At 70.5% G+C, this 15844-nt stretch carries 13 protein-coding genes; 3 read left to right on the top strand and 10 right to left on the bottom strand.

What is annotated here, in order from left to right:
- Positions 1–7 precede the first annotated feature (7 nt).
- Complete coding sequence (gene fbaA / locus ABID81_RS04355) at positions 8–1036, bottom strand: class II fructose-bisphosphate aldolase (protein WP_354593589.1); 1029 nt, start codon at positions 1034–1036, stop codon at positions 8–10.
- 107 nt (positions 1037–1143) lie between these two features.
- On the bottom strand, positions 1144–4527 hold the full coding sequence (locus tag ABID81_RS04350; protein ID WP_354593588.1) for an SdrD B-like domain-containing protein: 3384 nt from the start codon (positions 4525–4527) through the stop codon (positions 1144–1146).
- A gap of 92 nt (positions 4528–4619) precedes the next feature.
- Between ABID81_RS04350 and glpX the strand changes: the two genes are divergently transcribed.
- Positions 4620–5618: a class II fructose-bisphosphatase gene (glpX, locus tag ABID81_RS04345; protein WP_354593587.1), complete on the top strand. Its 999-nt coding sequence runs from the start codon at positions 4620–4622 to the stop codon at positions 5616–5618.
- A 75-nt stretch (positions 5619–5693) separates the two neighbouring features.
- On the opposite strand, the gene ABID81_RS04340 is transcribed toward glpX, so the two are convergent.
- Both ABID81_RS04340 and ABID81_RS04335 read right to left on the bottom strand, forming a co-directional pair.
- Entirely contained in the window at positions 5694–6962 is a 1269-nt protein-coding gene (locus ABID81_RS04340) for a DNA recombination protein RmuC (RefSeq protein WP_354593586.1), read from the bottom strand.
- Between the two features lie 88 nt (positions 6963–7050).
- Positions 7051–7680 carry an exonuclease domain-containing protein gene (locus tag ABID81_RS04335; RefSeq protein WP_354593585.1) on the bottom strand — a complete coding sequence of 210 codons (630 nt, stop codon included), beginning with the start codon at positions 7678–7680 and terminating at the stop codon, positions 7051–7053.
- Positions 7681–7799: 119 nt separating this feature from the next.
- Between ABID81_RS04335 and ychF the strand changes: the two genes are divergently transcribed.
- Together ychF and ABID81_RS04325 are read left to right on the top strand one after the other, a co-directional pair.
- Positions 7800–8873: a redox-regulated ATPase YchF gene (gene ychF / locus ABID81_RS04330; RefSeq protein ID WP_194595297.1), complete on the top strand. Its 1074-nt coding sequence runs from the start codon at positions 7800–7802 to the stop codon at positions 8871–8873.
- Between the two features lie 72 nt (positions 8874–8945).
- Positions 8946–9542, top strand: a complete 597-nt coding sequence (locus ABID81_RS04325) for an LON peptidase substrate-binding domain-containing protein (RefSeq protein ID WP_354593584.1) — start codon at positions 8946–8948, stop codon at positions 9540–9542.
- A 192-nt stretch (positions 9543–9734) separates the two neighbouring features.
- Here ABID81_RS04325 and ABID81_RS04320 read toward each other — a convergent pair whose 3' ends face one another.
- The 6 genes from ABID81_RS04320 to ABID81_RS04295 all read right to left on the bottom strand — a co-directional run bounded on the left by ABID81_RS04320 (position 9735) and on the right by ABID81_RS04295 (position 15820).
- Complete coding sequence (locus tag ABID81_RS04320) at positions 9735–10145, bottom strand: hypothetical protein (RefSeq protein ID WP_354593583.1); 411 nt, start codon at positions 10143–10145, stop codon at positions 9735–9737.
- Between the two features lie 242 nt (positions 10146–10387).
- Positions 10388–11539, bottom strand: coding sequence for a M20 family metallopeptidase (locus tag ABID81_RS04315; protein ID WP_354593582.1), 1152 nt, complete (start codon positions 11537–11539; stop codon positions 10388–10390).
- Complete coding sequence (locus ABID81_RS04310; protein WP_354593581.1) at positions 11536–12591, bottom strand: ketopantoate reductase family protein; 1056 nt, start codon at positions 12589–12591, stop codon at positions 11536–11538. The genes ABID81_RS04315 and ABID81_RS04310 overlap by 4 nt, the downstream gene beginning before the upstream one ends.
- 15 nt (positions 12592–12606) lie before the next feature.
- Positions 12607–13398, bottom strand: a complete 792-nt coding sequence (locus ABID81_RS04305) for an SDR family NAD(P)-dependent oxidoreductase (protein WP_354593580.1) — start codon at positions 13396–13398, stop codon at positions 12607–12609.
- Complete coding sequence (locus ABID81_RS04300) at positions 13398–14711, bottom strand: MFS transporter (protein WP_354593579.1); 1314 nt, start codon at positions 14709–14711, stop codon at positions 13398–13400. Before ABID81_RS04300 ends, ABID81_RS04305 begins: the two co-directional genes overlap by 1 nt.
- 107 nt (positions 14712–14818) lie before the next feature.
- Positions 14819–15820 carry a polysaccharide deacetylase family protein gene (locus ABID81_RS04295; protein ID WP_354593578.1) on the bottom strand — a complete coding sequence of 334 codons (1002 nt, stop codon included), beginning with the start codon at positions 15818–15820 and terminating at the stop codon, positions 14819–14821.
- Positions 15821–15844: the final 24 nt, after the last annotated feature.

The raw sequence follows: 15844 nt of genomic DNA, 5'->3' as shown, positions 1-15844 counted from the left end.
GCGCGGGTCAGCTGGCCGACTGACCGTACGACCCGAGCTGCTTCGTCGCCTCGACGACGCGCGCGGCCATGGCCGTCTCGGCGACCTTGCCCCAGGCGCGGGGGTCGTACTGCTTCTTGTTGCCGACCTCGCCGTCGACCTTGAGGAACCCGTCGTAGTTCTTCAGCACGGTGTCGGCGATGGACCGGCTGAAGGCGTACTGCGTGTCGGTGTCGAGGTTCATCTTGACCACGCCGTTCGAGACCGCCTCGGCGATCTCGGCGTCGGACGACCCCGAGCCGCCGTGGAAGACGAGTTCGAGGGGCTTCTCGGCGGTGCCGAACTTCTCGCGGATGCCCTGCTGGATCTCGCCGAGCAGTTCCGGGCGCAGCTTGACGTTGCCGGGCTTGTAGACGCCGTGCACGTTGCCGAAGGTCAGGGCGGCGATGTAGCGGCCGTGCTCGCCGAGTCCGAGAGCCTCGACGACGCGGGTGACGTCTCCGACCGTGGTGTACAGCGCGTCGTTGGTGCCCTCGTGCTGGACCCCGTCCTCTTCGCCTCCGACGACTCCGATCTCGACCTCGAGGATGGCGTTGATGGCCTTGGTGCGCTTCAGCATGTCCTGCGCGATCGAGATGTTCTCGTCGAGGGGGACGGCCGAGCCGTCCCACATGTGGGACTGGAACAAGGGGTTGCGACCGGCACGGACCTCTTCTTCGGAGGCGGCGATCAGCGGCAGGACGAACCCGTCGAGGGCGTCCTTCGGGCAGTGGTCGGTGTGGAGGGCGACCGTGACGGGGTAGTTCTTGGCGACCTCGGTCGCGAACTTGGCGAACGCGATGGCGCCGGCGGCTCGGTTCTTGACGGTGTGGCCCGCGAAGTAGTCGGCACCGCCGGTGGTCACCTGGATGATGCCGTCGCTGCCCGCTTCGGTGAGGCCCTGCAGGACGGAGTTGATCGTCTGCGACGACGACACGTTGACGGCGGGGTAGGCGAAGCCCTTGGTCTTCGCCTTGTCGAGCATCTCTGCGTACTGCTCGGGGGTTGCGACGGGCATGGCATCTCCTTCGATCACGACTGCGGTCTGCTCCGATCAGCCTAGTCAGGGCTCGACGGGCGCGTGCCGAGAGGACGGGGCCGTCCACGGACGGCCCCGTCCCCTCGTCAGTCGGTGCCGGGATCGCCCGGGTGCGGAGACCCGGGGGCAGGGACGACGGTGCCGTCGAGCCGGCGTCGCCGCCGCACCAGCACGATGCCGAGGGTGAGCGCGGCGAGGGCGGCAGCCACGGCGGCGGCCGGGGCCGCGCCGGTGAAGGCGAGACGCGGGCGACCGTCGGAGGTGCTCGCCGCAGGGTCGGTGCCCTGGTCACCGCCCGGCGTCGAGGCGTCGTCGACCGGCGGATCGACCGTCTCGACGGGCGGGTCGACGACCTCGGGGGCCGGCAAGGCGCCCGCGTCGACGTCGTCGAGGTCGGAGACGCCCACGAGAGCCCCTGCGGCGTCCGTGACGCGCGTCACCTCGACCTCGGCATCACCGCCGGCGTCGGCATCGGAGTCGCGCGTCGGGTCGTCGCCGACGTGCGGAGTCGTCCACCCGCCCGCCACGCTGCCGAAGTGGACGACGTAGTCGCCCGGTCGGAGCGAATCGAACCGGTACCTGCCGTCGGCGTCGGTGTCGGTCTCCGCCTCGACCGTCGCTCCACGATCGTCCGTGCCGGACAGGCGCACGGCGTGGTCGGACAGGCCGGCCTCGTCGTCCTGGCGCAGCCCGTCGGAGTTCGCGTCCTGCCAGACGATCCGCCCGATGCTCCCCCCGGCGGCCGTCGTCCGCGCGACGGGGGAGTGCGCGGTCCAGTCGATGTTCGCCGCCCGGAGGCCGAAGGAGGACGCCCAGACGTCGCCGGCCTGATCGCCGTCGCCTGCCGAGAGTGCGAGCTCGTGGCTCACCGTCGTACCGGACGAGACGGGTGAGGTGCGGTCGACGCGGACACCGGTCACCTCGCCGAGGTCGGCGGGGCAGCCTGCCGTGCCGAAGTCGGCCTGCGCGCACCACCGGGTCGAACCGCCCGGCTCGTTCGTGACGTCAACGGGGTCGTCGACGAGGGAAGCCGGGGCGACGTTCGTGTACCGGACCGTCTCGGAGGCGTCGGCCGCCGCGACCGGTTCGGTCAACACCGGTCGGGTCGCCGCCTCGGTGCCTCGGTCGTCGCCGTCGTGAGGCAGGGACGTCACGAGCGAGGTGTCGGCCAGCGACTCGGACCCGTTGTTGGTGTAGATCAATCGGAACACCGACTGGTCACCCACGACGCGCACGTCGTGGTCGACCTGTTCGTCGACGTCGAAACCGCTGCCGGCCAGGACGTGCACCGCGCGGTCGGTCACGCGCCTGTCGGGAGAGGACACGTCGCGCAGCGACTCGATGGTCGCCGAGTTCGTGGCGTCGGTGCCGGGTGACGCCGAGGTGAACCGGGCCGCGAACGTGATCGGGGCCAGTGCGTCGTTGACCTGGACGGGGTCGAGGACCCACGTCAGGCGCTGGTGCGTCGCACCGTCGACCTCGATCTCGTCGACCGCGGGCTCGGCCGAGGCAGAGCCCGCGACGTAGACGGCACCGAGAGGCAGGACGTCGCGGATCGTCAACTTCTCGGGGAGGTCGTCGTCCGACGCGTTGGTGAGGGTCGGGTAGAGGGCATAGGTCAGGGACCCGCCCGCCGTGACGTAGGCCGTCTCGTCGGGGGTGTCGGAGGCGTCGTGCCCCGGGTCGACGACGGCACTGGTGACGCGGGCCGCGTTGCTCGTCACGCTCAGGAAGTCGGACCAGGTTCCGTTCGCCGCGACCGGGTCGCCGGGAGAGTGGGTCCACGCGCTCGTCGCGTCTCGACGGATGCTCGTGAAGGTCCGGAGGCGCGTGTGGTTGGCGAGGCGGTCGACGGCGGTGAGATGGACGGTGAACGAGATGCTCGTGTTGCCCGGGTGATCGTAGTTCCAGCGGACCGCACCGACCGCCGAGGGCCCACCGGGGACGTCGCGAGGGTCGTCGTGCCACCCGAGATCGTCGTCACAGGTCGCGTCACGCGCGTCCTCGGGGTCGGAGGCGTCGAAAGCCGCGTACTGCGGGCGTCCCGTGTCGGCGACCCGGTTCGAGGACGCCCACGAACCCGGTGCGTTCTCTCGCAGGGTCTGGGTCGTGTTGTCGAACACGGCGCAGACGGTCGAGCCCGACCACGAGGTGGTGCCGCGGTTGGCGAGGCTCGTGCTGCTGACCAGCGTCTGGGCCGGCGTGACGTACGGGTCGTCGTACTTGCCGGACAGCGGGAACGACGTCTTGGTCTCGTCGTTCCAGCCCGCGTAGCGGGTCGCGCCGGTCACGCCGGCCGAGTAGAGGATGTTGCGATCCGCCGAATTGTCGTCCAGGGGTTCGGACGCCCCTGCGTAGTTGGCCTGCCCGCTGATCGACGTGGCGACGAGGTCACGATAGGTGTTGCGGGTCAGGAGGGACTCGCCGAACGGAGGGTTCGGAACCCACAGGCTGACGTAGGCCGAGACGACGTAGGGCGACACGCCGCCGGCGATCTGCCCGCCCGTGACGCTGCGACTCGGGATCGACGTCAGGCTCGTGTCGGCCCCCGAGATGGTGATGCTGACAGGCTCGCCCGGAGCCGTCTGCGAGCAGGTGATCGTTCCTGAGTCGACGACGTTGCGCTCGCCGCCCCCGACACCACCGGGCGCCCCCGGGATCTGGCCGGTGTTGACCCCGCACGCGTCGTCGGTGTCGGTGGGCAGCAGGACGGCAGGGCTCGGCTTGCCGCCGAACATGGCCGAGACGTCGTCGACCAGCGAGATGTCGCCGCTCAAGCCCTCGTAGCCGAGGAGTCCGTCACCCGCCACGAGGGACTGCCAGTCGATCTGCAACGGGTAGACGATGCGGAAGCCCGGCGTCGAGCCGTCCGGCCCGACGGTGGCGGCGAACGACGTGACCGTGCGGTTCATGGAGACGTTGAAGCGTGGCACGGCCGAGACCCGGACGTCGGGCACGGGGGCGGTGACGGGTGCCCGCTCGGGCGCGTGGAGCTCGACCGAGGGCTGCAGGGAGCTGCCGGCGTGGACGTCACGGTCGACGGTCGCGACGATGCTGAGGGTGCGGACGCCGGTCGAGAGGGGGGCCAGCAGACAACGAAGGGTGTCGCCCGACACGCTCGAGCCGGTGAGGCACTCGTCGGGCAGGGTCGACCAGGTCAACCCGTCGGGAGCCGAGGCGACGATCTCGCCGCCCGACGCGTCGCCGGTGGTCGTGCCGACGGTGATGCCGTAGACCACGGAGTCGTTCGTCCGGACGATGCCGTTCTGTGGACCGCTGTCGCCGCCGGGCGCGTCGTCCGGGGTGAACGGGCCGACGCCGTCGGAGGCCAGTCGCACCGACAGGCTGAGGGCGTCGGGCGCGGGGGCGTCGGGTGCGGCGTGGGCGGCGTCGACGGCCAGGGTGGAGAGGCTCGCGCCGAGTGCCAGGGCGACAGCCACGGGGCGGCGCAGACGTGTGGTTGGTTTCATGAGCACCTTTCTCCGTGCATATATGCACTGTGATCAATGAAACATATCGCATGACATCCGTCTGGACAACCCCGGGGACTAAGCTCGTGGACATGGCCGATTCGTCTTCTGGAACCCTGTACGCGCACCCCGACCGCAACCTCGGCATGGAGCTGGTGAGGGCCACCGAAGCCGCGGCCATCCGGTCGGCGCCCTTCATCGGCAAGGGCGACAAGAACGCCGCCGACAAGGCCGCGGTCGACGCCATGCGGAAGTTCCTCGGGACGGTCGCCTTCGACGGGGTCGTCGTGATCGGCGAGGGCGAGAAGGACGAAGCCCCGATGCTGTTCAACGGCGAACACGTCGGCAACGGTTTCGGCCCGGCCTGCGACATCGCCGTCGACCCCATCGACGGCACGAGCCTCACCGCGGCCGGCCGCATGAACGCGCTCTCGGTCATCGCGGTCAGCGACCGGGGCAGCATGTACGACCCCAGCGCCGTCTTCTACATGGACAAGATCGTCACGGGCCCCGAGGGCAAGGGGGTCGTCGACCTCGACCGTCCGATCGGCGAGAACATCACCGCCCTGGCGGCCGCCAAGGGCATCGCCGTCGAGGACATGCAGATCGCGGTGCTCGACCGCCCGCGTCACGCCGACCTGATCGCCGAGATCCGGGCCGTGGGCGCCTCGACCCGTCTCTTGCTCGACGGCGACGTCGCCGGCGGCATCAACGCGGCCCGCCCCGACTCGCGCATCGACATGTGCGTCGGCGTCGGCGGCACCCCCGAGGGCATCATCACCGCCTGCGCGGTCAAGGCCCTCGACGGCCTCATCCTCGCCCGTCTGGCACCCAAGGACGACGCCGAGCGCCAGAAGGCGGTCGACGCCGGCCACGACCTCGACCGCGTGCTCGACCAGGACGACCTCGTCACGGGTGACAACGCCTACTTCGTCGCCACCGGCGTCACCGACGGTGCTCTCGTCGCCGGCGTCACGCGCAAGCAGGGCATGATCCGCACCTCGAGCATCGTGTTGCGCTCGCACTCGGGCACCATCCGCCGGGTCGAAGCCGACCACCTCGTCTCGAAGTGGTACGGCGAACAGGCCTGATCCGCAGGTGACGACGAATGCCCGGCCCTGGCCGGGCATTCGTCGTCATGCGAGCTCGCCGAGGGTCTCGGCGCGTCAGCCGACCCGGCCCTCGCCGTCGGTCAACGCAGCGGTGAGTTCGGGCGCGGTGATGTCACGGGGGGTCTCGTCGACCGTCGTGGGACTCGACAGGACCTTGGAGTCGTCGAGCATGCTCAGGCGTCGGGCGGAGGGCAGGACCGTCCGCTCGAGTGAGCCGACGAACCGGTTGTAGTCGGTCACGCCGGCCCGGAGCGACCGGCCGAGCTTGTCGACATGGCCGGCCATGGTCGACAGGCGGCCGTACAACTCGCGGCTGAGGTCGAAGAGTTCTTTGGCCTCGGCGGTGACGACGTCCTGTTGCCAGCTGAAGGCGACGGTCTTCAACACCGACCACAGGGTCACGGGCGAGGCGAGGGCGACTCGTTTCTGGAAGGCGTAGTCCATCAGGGACGGGTCGGCCTCGAGCGCCGACGAGACGAGCGACTCGCTCGGGATGAACGCGATGACCAGCTCGGGGGACGAGTCGAGCCCTGCCCAGTACGTCTTGCCGGCCAGGGCGTCGACGTGCGCCCGAAGGGCCTTGACGTGCTGACGGACGAGCAGGTCGCGTCGAGCCCCTTCGTCGCCCGTGGCCGACGCGGGGATGGCGCTGGCCTCGAGGTAGGCGGAGAAGGGCACCTTGGCGTCGACCGCGATGTTCTTGCCGCCCGGCAGGTGGACGACCATGTCGGGCCGGCCCGAGCCGGCGTCGGACGAGATCGACGTCTGGACGTCGAAGTCGACCCGCTCGACCAGGCCGGCGGCCTGCACCACGTTGCGGAGCTGGGTCTCGCCCCAGACCCCTCGCGTGCTGTTCGACTTCAGGGCAGAGGCCAGCATCTCGGCCGTGCCCCGCAGGCGTTCTCCCGACTCGGCCGTGTGTCGCAACTGTTCGCTGATCGCCCCGTACTGGCGGGTGCGTTCTGCCTCGAGTTCGGCCACCTTCTGCTGGACCGCCTGGAGGCTCTCGGCGACGGGACTCAGGGCGACGAGCACCTGGCCGTCGCCCCGCGCACGTTCGGCCTCGGCGATGCGGACGTCGCGCAGCCGGTCTTGGAACTCGCGGAGGCGGTCTTCTTGCTGGGCGATCTGCCGGCGGTACTGGTCGTCCTGGCCGTCCAGGCGCTCGCGGGCCGCATCGGCCACGGCTCGGGCGGCGGCGAGCTCGGCGGTCAGGTGCGAGGACGCCTCGGTCGCACGCGAGCGGGCGAGCAGCCCGCCGACGACGGCTCCGACGACGAGGCCGAGCAGGAGGGCGAGGAACAGGGCCACGGGTGACGACATGGGGCGAGTGTGGCAGCGACCACCGACAGCCCCGGCCTCGACGAGCCGACGTCGTGCGTCAGCGTCAGCGTCAGCGTCAGCGTCAGCGTCAGCCGAGGGCCATGGGTCGGCGGTCGACCCGCGGCGAGTCGTGTGCGGTCGAGGCCCTCGCGGGCTGCAGCACCTTGACCTTGACCGACGCGATCGTCGCGAGTTCGGCGACGTCGGCCGCGCCGTGGAAGAGGGCCGCGTGGGCGACGATGGCCGCGCACGCCTCGGCGTCGGCGAGGGCGTCGTGGTGCGAGAAGGAGTCGAAGCCGGCGGCCGTCGCGGCGACGGGCAGCCGGTACGAGTCGAGCGAGTAGGTCTTGCGGGCCACCTGCAGGCTGCACAGGTACGACCACGGGGGAGGGGTGAGCCCCGTCGCCGCGCAGGCGGCCTTGATGACGCCCATGTCGAAGCCCGCGTTGTGCGCGACGAAGACGTCGTCGCCGGCGAAGTCGGCGAGCAGTTCGAACTGCTCGGCCCAGCCGAAGGCCCCGACGACGTCGCTCGCGACGATGCCGTGGATGCGGGTGTTCCACTCGGAGAACTCGTCGTGCCCGGCCGGGGGAGAGATCAACCAGCCGACCTTGTCGACGACGACGCCGTCGCGGACCTTGACGAGGCCGACGGAGCAGGCGCTGGCACTGCTCGAGTTCGCGGTCTCGAAGTCGATCGCGGTGAAGTCGATGGGCATTGACTCATGCTCTCACGCGCCTCCGACACCGCCTCCACAGGCCCGGCCGGGCACCCGTCCGTCCCCAGGCGACCCGGCCCCGACGGTGCGACTCGACAGGCCCGGTACGCTTGACTCTCGTGGCTCTCACTATCGCGATCGTCGGACTGCCCAACGTCGGCAAGTCCACCCTGTTCAACGCCCTGACCAAGAACCAGGTGCTGGCGGCGAACTATCCGTTCGCGACCATCGAACCCAACGTGGGCATCGTCAACCTGCCCGACCCGCGCCTCCAGGTCCTGGCGGGCCTGTTCGGCAGCGAGAAGACGCTGCCGGCGCCGGTGTCGTTCGTCGACATCGCCGGCATCGTCAAGGGCGCGAGCGAGGGCGAGGGGCTCGGCAACAAGTTCTTGGCGAACATCCGCGAGGCCGACGCCATCGCCGAGGTCGTCCGCGGCTTCGACGACCCCGACGTCGTGCACGTCGACGGCAAGGTCGACCCCGAGAGCGACATGGGCACGATCAACACCGAGCTCATCCTCGCCGACCTCGAGACCGTCGAGAAGGCGCTCGTCCGCTACGAGAAAGAGCTGCGTCTCAAGCGCGTCGAGCCGATCGTGCACGAGACGGCAGTGGCCGCCAAGGAGGCGCTCGAACGAGGCGAGGCGCTCTCGGCCACGAGCATCGACCTCGAGCCGATCCGCGAACTCGGGCTGCTCACCGCGAAGCCCTTCATCTACGTCTTCAACGTCGACGAGGCCGTGCTGACCGACGAGGCGCGCAAGGCCGAGCTGCAGGCGCTGGTCTCGCCGGCCGAGGCGATCTTCCTCGACGCGCAGGTCGAGTCCGAGCTGATCGGCCTCGACGACGACGACGCCGCCGAACTGCTCGCCTCGCTCGGGCAGGACGAGTCGGGCCTCGACCAGCTCGCCCGCATCGGCTTCGAGACGCTCGGCCTGCAGACCTACCTGACGGCCGGCCCGAAAGAGACCCGCGCCTGGACGATCGGCAAGGGCTGGAAGGCCCCGCAGGCCGCCGGGGTCATCCACACCGACTTCGAGAAGGGCTTCATCAAGGCCGAGGTCATCTCGTACGACGACCTGGTCGAGACCGGCTCCATCGCCGAGGCGCGCTCGGCCGGCAAGGCCCGCATCGAGGGCAAGGAGTACGTCATGCAAGACGGCGACGTGGTGGAGTTCCGCTTCAACAACTAGGCGTTCTTCGCGGCGTGGACGAAGGCTCTCAGGGCACCTGTGAACTTCTAGTCCGCGGTGCTTCACTGGGTCATGGCCGTCTCACCGATGTTCCCGCTGGGATCAGTGCTGTTCCCATTCGTGCCCATCCAGCTGCGCATCTTCGAGCCCCGGTACCTCACGTTGGTCGGCCGCTTGCTCGACGAGGATGAACCCGAGTTCGGCGTCGTCCTCATCGAGCGCGGATCAGAAGCCGGGGGTGGCGACCAGCGCGCCTCGGTCGGGACCATGGCGCGTCTCGTGAGCGCCGCCGCGGGCGCCGACGACCTGTTCATCGTCGGCCTGGGGACCCGGCGGTTCACGGTCGAACGTTGGGTCGACGAGGATCCGTTCCCGCGGGCCGAGCTTTCGATCCTGCCGGATCTCGAGTGGTCCGAGAAGCTCGCACCCCTTCGGGACCAGGCCGAAGCAGCTGTCCGCCGCTTGATCGTTCGCGCCGCGGGGCCCCAGTCGGATGACGACATCGAGCTGTCGGACGATCCAGTCGCGGCCGTCTGGCAACTGGCGGCGATCGCCCCGCTGGGTGATTACGACAGTTACACCCTGTTGAGGTCGACGACCTTGGAGGGTCTCCTGCGTCAACTGATCGATCTGGTCCTCGAGGCCGAGGAGCTCTGGTCCGCCGAGTGAGGCTTCTCACCACCGTTCACCACCTCTGGGTTCCGCGGCAACTCATGCTGGTCGGCCCAGGTGTCCATGCTTCGCAAGGACATTCAAAGGTCATGCTTCGGATGGTCGGAACTCGGTGGAGTTCCGCTTCGAGGACTGGTGGGGGCCGCTGGCTGACTTCTCGGGCTTCGTCATGAAACGACCGGGTGGCGCTCAGCCGATCCGATAGACCAGGCCGTTGCCCGCTTCCGCCTGGCGTGCCGTGAACTCTTGTGCCGTCGCAAGGTAGTGCCCGACGTAGTTCACGTCGCTCCTGAGTCTCTCGTCGGTGCGGCCGCCGGCGATGTAGAGAGCCAGGACGTCGGCCTTGTCGAATCGCGCTATCTGTCTCGCCACGACGTCGACCCGGTTCGGATCGAGCACCTGGTAGTGGCATTCGTACCCGTGCATCATGCCCCTCGGATGATGAACGTCTCCTCTCACGAGGTCGAGACCCATCTCGGCCGGTGACTGGTTCGGCATGACGAAGAGTCGCTGCAGATCACGCCACGACTTGTCGAGGTCGAGCCAGGAACGGGTCCACGACGGGTCGTCCCACGGTGCGTCGGGACCGTGTTCGTTCATGTACGCGAGAGGAGCGGCGCGAGCGAGTTCGAGATCCGCGGGTGCTACCGGACAGGCGCTGTATCTGATTCCCATGAAGACGATCCTCGCGACACGACACCGCGGTTCGTCCCGCGGAACCCGAGGCTGGGGAGAACGGCACCGACCCGCAACGTGGGGAGAACACTTCCGACGGTCACCACCGGCATCGCCCTCGTCCTCGCGATCTCGACGTCAGCAGTTCCGTGGCTCGGCGGCACCGCTCAGGCGCCGCCGCCGAGCCTCACGAGGAGTCCGGCCGCGAGGGCGGTTCGTTCGACCATGCCGTCGATCGAGATCCATTCGTGGCGTGCGTGGGCTCCGTCGCCGACGGCCCCCAGGCCGTCCAGGACGGGCAGCCCCAGGGCTGCGGCGAAGTTGCCGTCGCTGGCGCCTCCGACCGAGGTCTCGGCGACGGTGAACCCCTGCTCGGCGGCGACCTCCCGGGCGACGGCGAAGAGCGCGGCCGTACCGGGTCCGCGCGACATGACGGGCCGGTTCCAGCCCCCGTCGACCTTGATCCCCGCGGCCTCGCGGCGAGGTGTCAGAGCCGCGAAGGTGGCGTCCATCCGGCGCATCTCGTCGACGTCGGTGACGCGGACGTCGACCAGCGCCCTGGCGTGGCCCGCCGTCACGTTCGCCCGGGAGCCGCCCGACATGGTGCCGACGTTGACGCTCGTCCCGGCGGCCAGGTCCGCCGAGTCGTGCAGCGCGACGATCACCCGGGCCATCTCGTCGACGGCGCTCACGCCGTTCTCGGGATCGAGCCCGGCGTGCCCCTCGACGCCCTCGGTGGTGACCGTGAAGAGACCGACGCCCTTCCGCGCGGTCTTGAGCGCGCCTCCTGCGCTCGCCTCGAAGACGAGGACGGCGTCGCGGCCGGCGACCGACGCCTCGATGACGGGACGTGACGCGGGTGAGCCGATCTCTTCGTCGCCGTTGAGGACGAAGCGCACGGCCGGCAGGGGCAGACCTCGCTCGCGGGCGACGGCGAGGGCGTGCACCACCTGCACGAGGCCCGCCTTCATGTCGAAGGCACCCGGTCCGGTCAACCGGTCGCCGTCGACGGAGACCGGCCAGTCGGCCAGGGTGCCGAGGGGCCAGACCGTGTCGTAGTGGCAGAGCACGGCGACGGCTCCGGTCCCGCCGTTGACCGCGGCCCAGTCCAGCACCGCGACGTCGCCGTACGGGTCACCGTCGACGGTGGACGCGGTCTCGGGCGCGCCCAGGTGCGTGTCGAGGTAGCCGCGCACCCAGGCCAACCCCGCGGCGAGGGCCGAACGGTCGTCGGACGGCGTCTCGAGCTGCACGTAGGTGGTCAGGTCGTCGACCAGTGCACGGCGGCGAGCCTCGGCCGCCTCGACCAGGCGGTTCACGCGGCTGCCCGGCGGTCGAGCTCGACGAGGTGGTCCTCGCTCATGCCGATCCGCCCTGTCTCGAGTTCGACGATCGACTCGACCAGCCACCGGGTCAGGGGTGCGGGCAGGTCGTGACGCTCGGCTGCGGCGAGCACCGGGGCGTACTGGGTCGGCACCTCGGTGCGACGCCCGCGGACGGCGACGTCACGCCAGATGCCCGACCGCTTCTTCGTCTGACGACCGAGCCACGCGACGAGTCCGTCGGTGGCCGCGTGGGCGGCGTCGGCCGCGTCGGCGGCGTCGGCCCCGTCGGCGGCGTCGGCCCCGTCCGGCGTCGCAGGCAGGTAGGCGTTCGGCGTGAAGGCGTCGAAGCCCTCTAGGGCGACGCCTTCGGCGCGGGCGACCGTGAGCACCTCGCGGACCAGTGCGTGCATCCCCACCCGGTGTCGATGGATCAGGTCGCCCATGTCGTCGTCGGCCAGGGCGGACGCGACGAGCATCGCGCCGAAACCGAGCTTCGACCAGAGGAAGCCCTGGACGTTGTCGGAGACCACCGGGCGGCCCCAGTGCCGGAGGTCGTCGGCGAGCGTGCGCACGCGCTCGCTGCTGCCGCCGGCGTACTCGCCGAGGGCGATGTCGCCGAAGCCGCCGTCCTTGACGACGCCCGGGGCGACGACGTCGGCGAACAGGTCGACGAAGGCCGCGACGGTGCGTCCGTCGCCGACGTGACGGGCGATGGTGGCCTCGTTCAGGCCGTTCTGCATCGAGGCGACCCAGCCGTCGTCGGTCAACCGCCCCGCGATCCAGGCGGCGGCGTCCTCGGTCGCCTGCGCCTTGACGGCGAGCAGGACGCCTCCCAGCCGCTCGGGAGCCTCGTCGGGGGTCGAGATCGGCACTCTCGCGACGAGGTCGCCTGCCGGCTGCTCGATCCGCAGGCCCGCCTCGCGGACGGCCGCGACGTGCTCGGGGTCGGTGTCGACCAGGTGGACGTCGGCCCCGCCGAGGTGGAGGTGGGCGGCGAGGGTGCCGCCGATCGCTCCGGCGCCGACGACGGTGTAGGTCGGGATCATGGGGTGCTCCATTCGTCAGGTGGCGGGGCGGTCGACGTCGGTCGAGGCGCTCCAGTGGAGGGGCAGGTTCCAGGCTCCCGTGGACGAGCCGCCGTCCACGCGCAGCACCTCGCCCGTGATCCACCCGGCGTCGTCGCCGGCGATCCAGGCGACGGCGCGGGCGATGTCCGCCGGGCTGCCGCGACGGCCCAGGGGGTTGTCGCCGACCGCGTCCGCGTACTCGTCGGTGACCGGGTTGACGCTCGAGTCGACCGTCACGAAACCGGGCGCGACGGCGTTGACGCGGATGCCGTGGCGGCCGAGTTCGAGCGCGGAGGCGCGGGTCGCGGCCTCGAGGGCGGCCTTCGACGTCGAGTAGGGGGCCGCGCCCGGGCGGGCTCGGAGCGCGGCACCGGACGAGATGTTGACGACGCTCGCCCCTCGACCCGCCGCGACGGCGCGGCGGGCGAGGGCGACGGTGAGCAGCACGGGCGCCCTCGTGTTGACGTCGAGGACGAGGTCCCAGGTCGTGGCGTCGAGGTCGAGGAAGGGCGTCGCCGGGTAGACGCCGGCGCTCGACACCAGGACGTCGACGGGGGCGGTCGCCCAGGCGGCCGCCACGAGGGTCTCGTGCGCGTCGTCCCGCCGGAGGTCGATCGTCACCGTGTCGCAGCTGGCGGCGCCGGCCGACCGGGCGAGGGAGGCCGTCTGCTCGAGCGGGTCGGCGTGGAGGTCGGCGAGGGTGAGCGCGTCGCCGGCAAGGGCGAAGGTGAGCGCGACCTCCCGGCCGATGCCGGACCCGGCGCCCGTCACGAGCACGTGCCGCATCAGTCGAGCACCTTGCCCTTGGTCTCGGGCATCGTCAGGTAGACGACGAGGCCGACGGCGGCGGCCGCCGCGGCGTAGGCCCAGACCCACCCGCCGAGGCCGCTGGTGTTCATCCAGGTCGTGATGTACGGCGCGGTGCCGCCGAAGAGGGCGACCGCCAGGGCGTAGGGCAGGCCGATCCCGGTGGCGCGCACCTCGGGCGGGAACTGCTCGGCCATGATGACGGCGCAGTTCGCCGAGTAACCCACCAGCAGGACGATGCCGACGAGCTCGATGGCGAGCAGCGTCCAGAAGTTGCCGTTCAGCAGGGTGAAGGCCGGCCAGGCGAAGAGGAGGAACCCGCCGGCGAAGGCCGCCATGGTCGGCTTGCGGCCGATCGTGTCCGAGAGGATGCCGCCGAAGGGCAGCAGGCAGATGAAGACCACCATCGCGATGACGTTCGCCAGCAGGGCGAGGTTCAGCGGGATGCCCGTCGTCACCGCCGCGTAGGTGGGCATGAAGTTGACCCACAGGTAGTACAGCAACGTGCCGGCGATCGTGATGCCGAAGACCCGGAGGGTCGCCCGCGGGTGGTCCTTGACCATGCGGACGAACGCGTTGCGGCGGGCGGCAAGGTCGGAGCCCTCGACGCGGTCCTTGCCGGTGGCGAACGACGTCGTCTCCTCGACCGAGCGTCGGAGCCACAAGCCGACGAAGCCGAGCGAGGCGGCGAAGACGAAGGCCAGTCGCCAACCCCAGCTGTCCACGGCGTCGTCGGGCAGGGCCGTCGTGATGACGAACCCGAGCGCCGAGGCGATGAGGACGCCGGCGGCGACCGACACCTGCTGCCACGACCCGGCGAACGCCCGGCGACGAGGGGCGGCGGACTCGACCAGGAACGCCGACGCCGAACCGAACTCGCCACCGGCCGCGAACCCCTGGACGAGGCGGGCGAGCACGAGGATCACCGGTGCGAGGTAACCGACCTGCTGGAAGGTCGGCGAGATGCCGATCACCAGGGTCGCCACGGCCATGAGGGTGATGGTGAGCAGCAGGCCCTTCTTGCGTCCGTGCCGGTCGGCGTAGCTGCCCATGACGGCGGCGCCGACGGGCCGCATGACGAACCCGACGGCGAAGATCGCGAGGGTCGACAGCAGGGCTGCGACGTCGTCACCCGGCGGGAAGAAGTGGTGGGCGAAGATCGACGAGAACGTCGAGTACAACGCCCAGTCGACGAACTCGACGGCGTTGCCGATGCTCCCGGCGACGATGGCCTTGCGGCCCTTGGTGCTGAGCTTCGTGGCGTGGACGGTCTCAGGGGCGGTTGTGCTCATGTGCTGGCTCTCTCGAGGTGGACGTGAGTGGTGCGGGGGCAGGAGGCGCGGTGAGGGGCAGGAGGCGCGGTGAGGGGCAGGAGGTGCGGCGAGGGGAAGGAGGCGCGTCAGAGGAGGCGACGGACGTGCGCGGCGAGGTCGGCGTGGGTGCCGAACCAGACGTCGTCGACCGAGCGGATGTGGGCCAGCAGGTCGTCGAGGACCCGGAGCCGCGACCGGTGGCCGATGATGTGCGGGTGCAGCGTGAGCTGGAAGAGTCCGCCCTCGGCGCGGGCGGCGTCGAACTCGTCGATCCAGATCTGCAGCAGGTCCCGCGGCCGCATGTGGGGCCGGAGTCCGCCGAAGCGATCCATCATCAGGTAGGGCGCGTCGTCGCGGATCCACTCGACGGGGATCTCGACGACGCCGGTGCGCTCGCCGCGTTCGAGCAGCTCGTAGGGCTCGGTGTCGGCCATGAGGGACGAGTCGTAGGCGAAGCCGAGTTCGCGGACGACGGACAGGGTCGACCCCGAGAAGTCCCACGACGGCGTCCGGATGCCGACCGGGCGACGGCCCACCTGTCGCTCGAGCACGTCCAGTGCTCGCGCGGTGAGCTCGAGCTCGTCGTCGCGCCCGAGGGCGGTGTTGCGTTCGTGGATCCACCCGTGGACGGCCACCTCGTGACCCGCGGCCGCGTACGTGGGCGCCTCGTCGGGCCGGAGCAGGGCACAGACGGCCGGCATGAAGAAGGACGCCGGCACCTCGTGTCGGGCCAGGAGGTCGAGGATGCGGGGGACGGCGTGACGCGCACCGAACTCGCCCTGGGCCATCCGGCCGGGCGAGGTCTCGCCGTCGCGGAGGGCGGGCGTCTCGTGGTCGGAGTCGAACGAGATGGCGACCGCGACGGCGGCGCCGCCGGGCCAGCGTGCGGCCGGGTCGTCGTCGACCAGGGACCGGCCCGCTCGCACGAACTCGACGTGGCCCCGCCACTCGGCCTCGCTCCACTGCCACGGTTGCTGGTCGTCCATGGGGTTCCTCCCGGCGTCGTCCGCGACCTCGATGTCACCGACACGGGCCACTGTAGAAAGAAATACAAGCAGACTCAAGCCAAATGGTTGTTTCGATCGCATTTCAACCCTCGAACGGTTGTATGA

The sequence above is a fragment of the Frigoribacterium sp. PvP054 genome (assembly GCF_040547465.1).
In the GTDB taxonomy this organism is placed as follows: domain Bacteria; phylum Actinomycetota; class Actinomycetes; order Actinomycetales; family Microbacteriaceae; genus Frigoribacterium.
Note: the sequence above shows the minus strand (reverse complement) of the source record. Positions and strands in the feature narration are given on the sequence as shown.

Coding starts and splice junctions, on each gene's coding strand:
- ABID81_RS04340 (WP_354593586.1), bottom strand. CDS start 6,962: ATGTCGTCACCCGTGGCCCTGTTCCTCGCCCTCCTGCTCGGCCTCGTC.
- ABID81_RS04335 (WP_354593585.1), bottom strand. CDS start 7,680: ATGCCCATCGACTTCACCGCGATCGACTTCGAGACCGCGAACTCGAGC.
- ABID81_RS04320 (WP_354593583.1), bottom strand. CDS start 10,145: ATGAACGAACACGGTCCCGACGCACCGTGGGACGACCCGTCGTGGACC.
- ABID81_RS04325 (WP_354593584.1), top strand. CDS start 8,946: ATGGCCGTCTCACCGATGTTCCCGCTGGGATCAGTGCTGTTCCCATTC.
- glpX (WP_354593587.1), top strand. CDS start 4,620: ATGGCCGATTCGTCTTCTGGAACCCTGTACGCGCACCCCGACCGCAAC.
- fbaA (WP_354593589.1), bottom strand. CDS start 1,036: ATGCCCGTCGCAACCCCCGAGCAGTACGCAGAGATGCTCGACAAGGCG.
- ABID81_RS04295 (WP_354593578.1), bottom strand. CDS start 15,820: ATGCGATCGAAACAACCATTTGGCTTGAGTCTGCTTGTATTTCTTTCT.
- ABID81_RS04305 (WP_354593580.1), bottom strand. CDS start 13,398: ATGCGGCACGTGCTCGTGACGGGCGCCGGGTCCGGCATCGGCCGGGAG.
- ABID81_RS04300 (WP_354593579.1), bottom strand. CDS start 14,711: ATGAGCACAACCGCCCCTGAGACCGTCCACGCCACGAAGCTCAGCACC.
- ABID81_RS04350 (WP_354593588.1), bottom strand. CDS start 4,527: ATGAAACCAACCACACGTCTGCGCCGCCCCGTGGCTGTCGCCCTGGCA.
- ABID81_RS04310 (WP_354593581.1), bottom strand. CDS start 12,591: ATGATCCCGACCTACACCGTCGTCGGCGCCGGAGCGATCGGCGGCACC.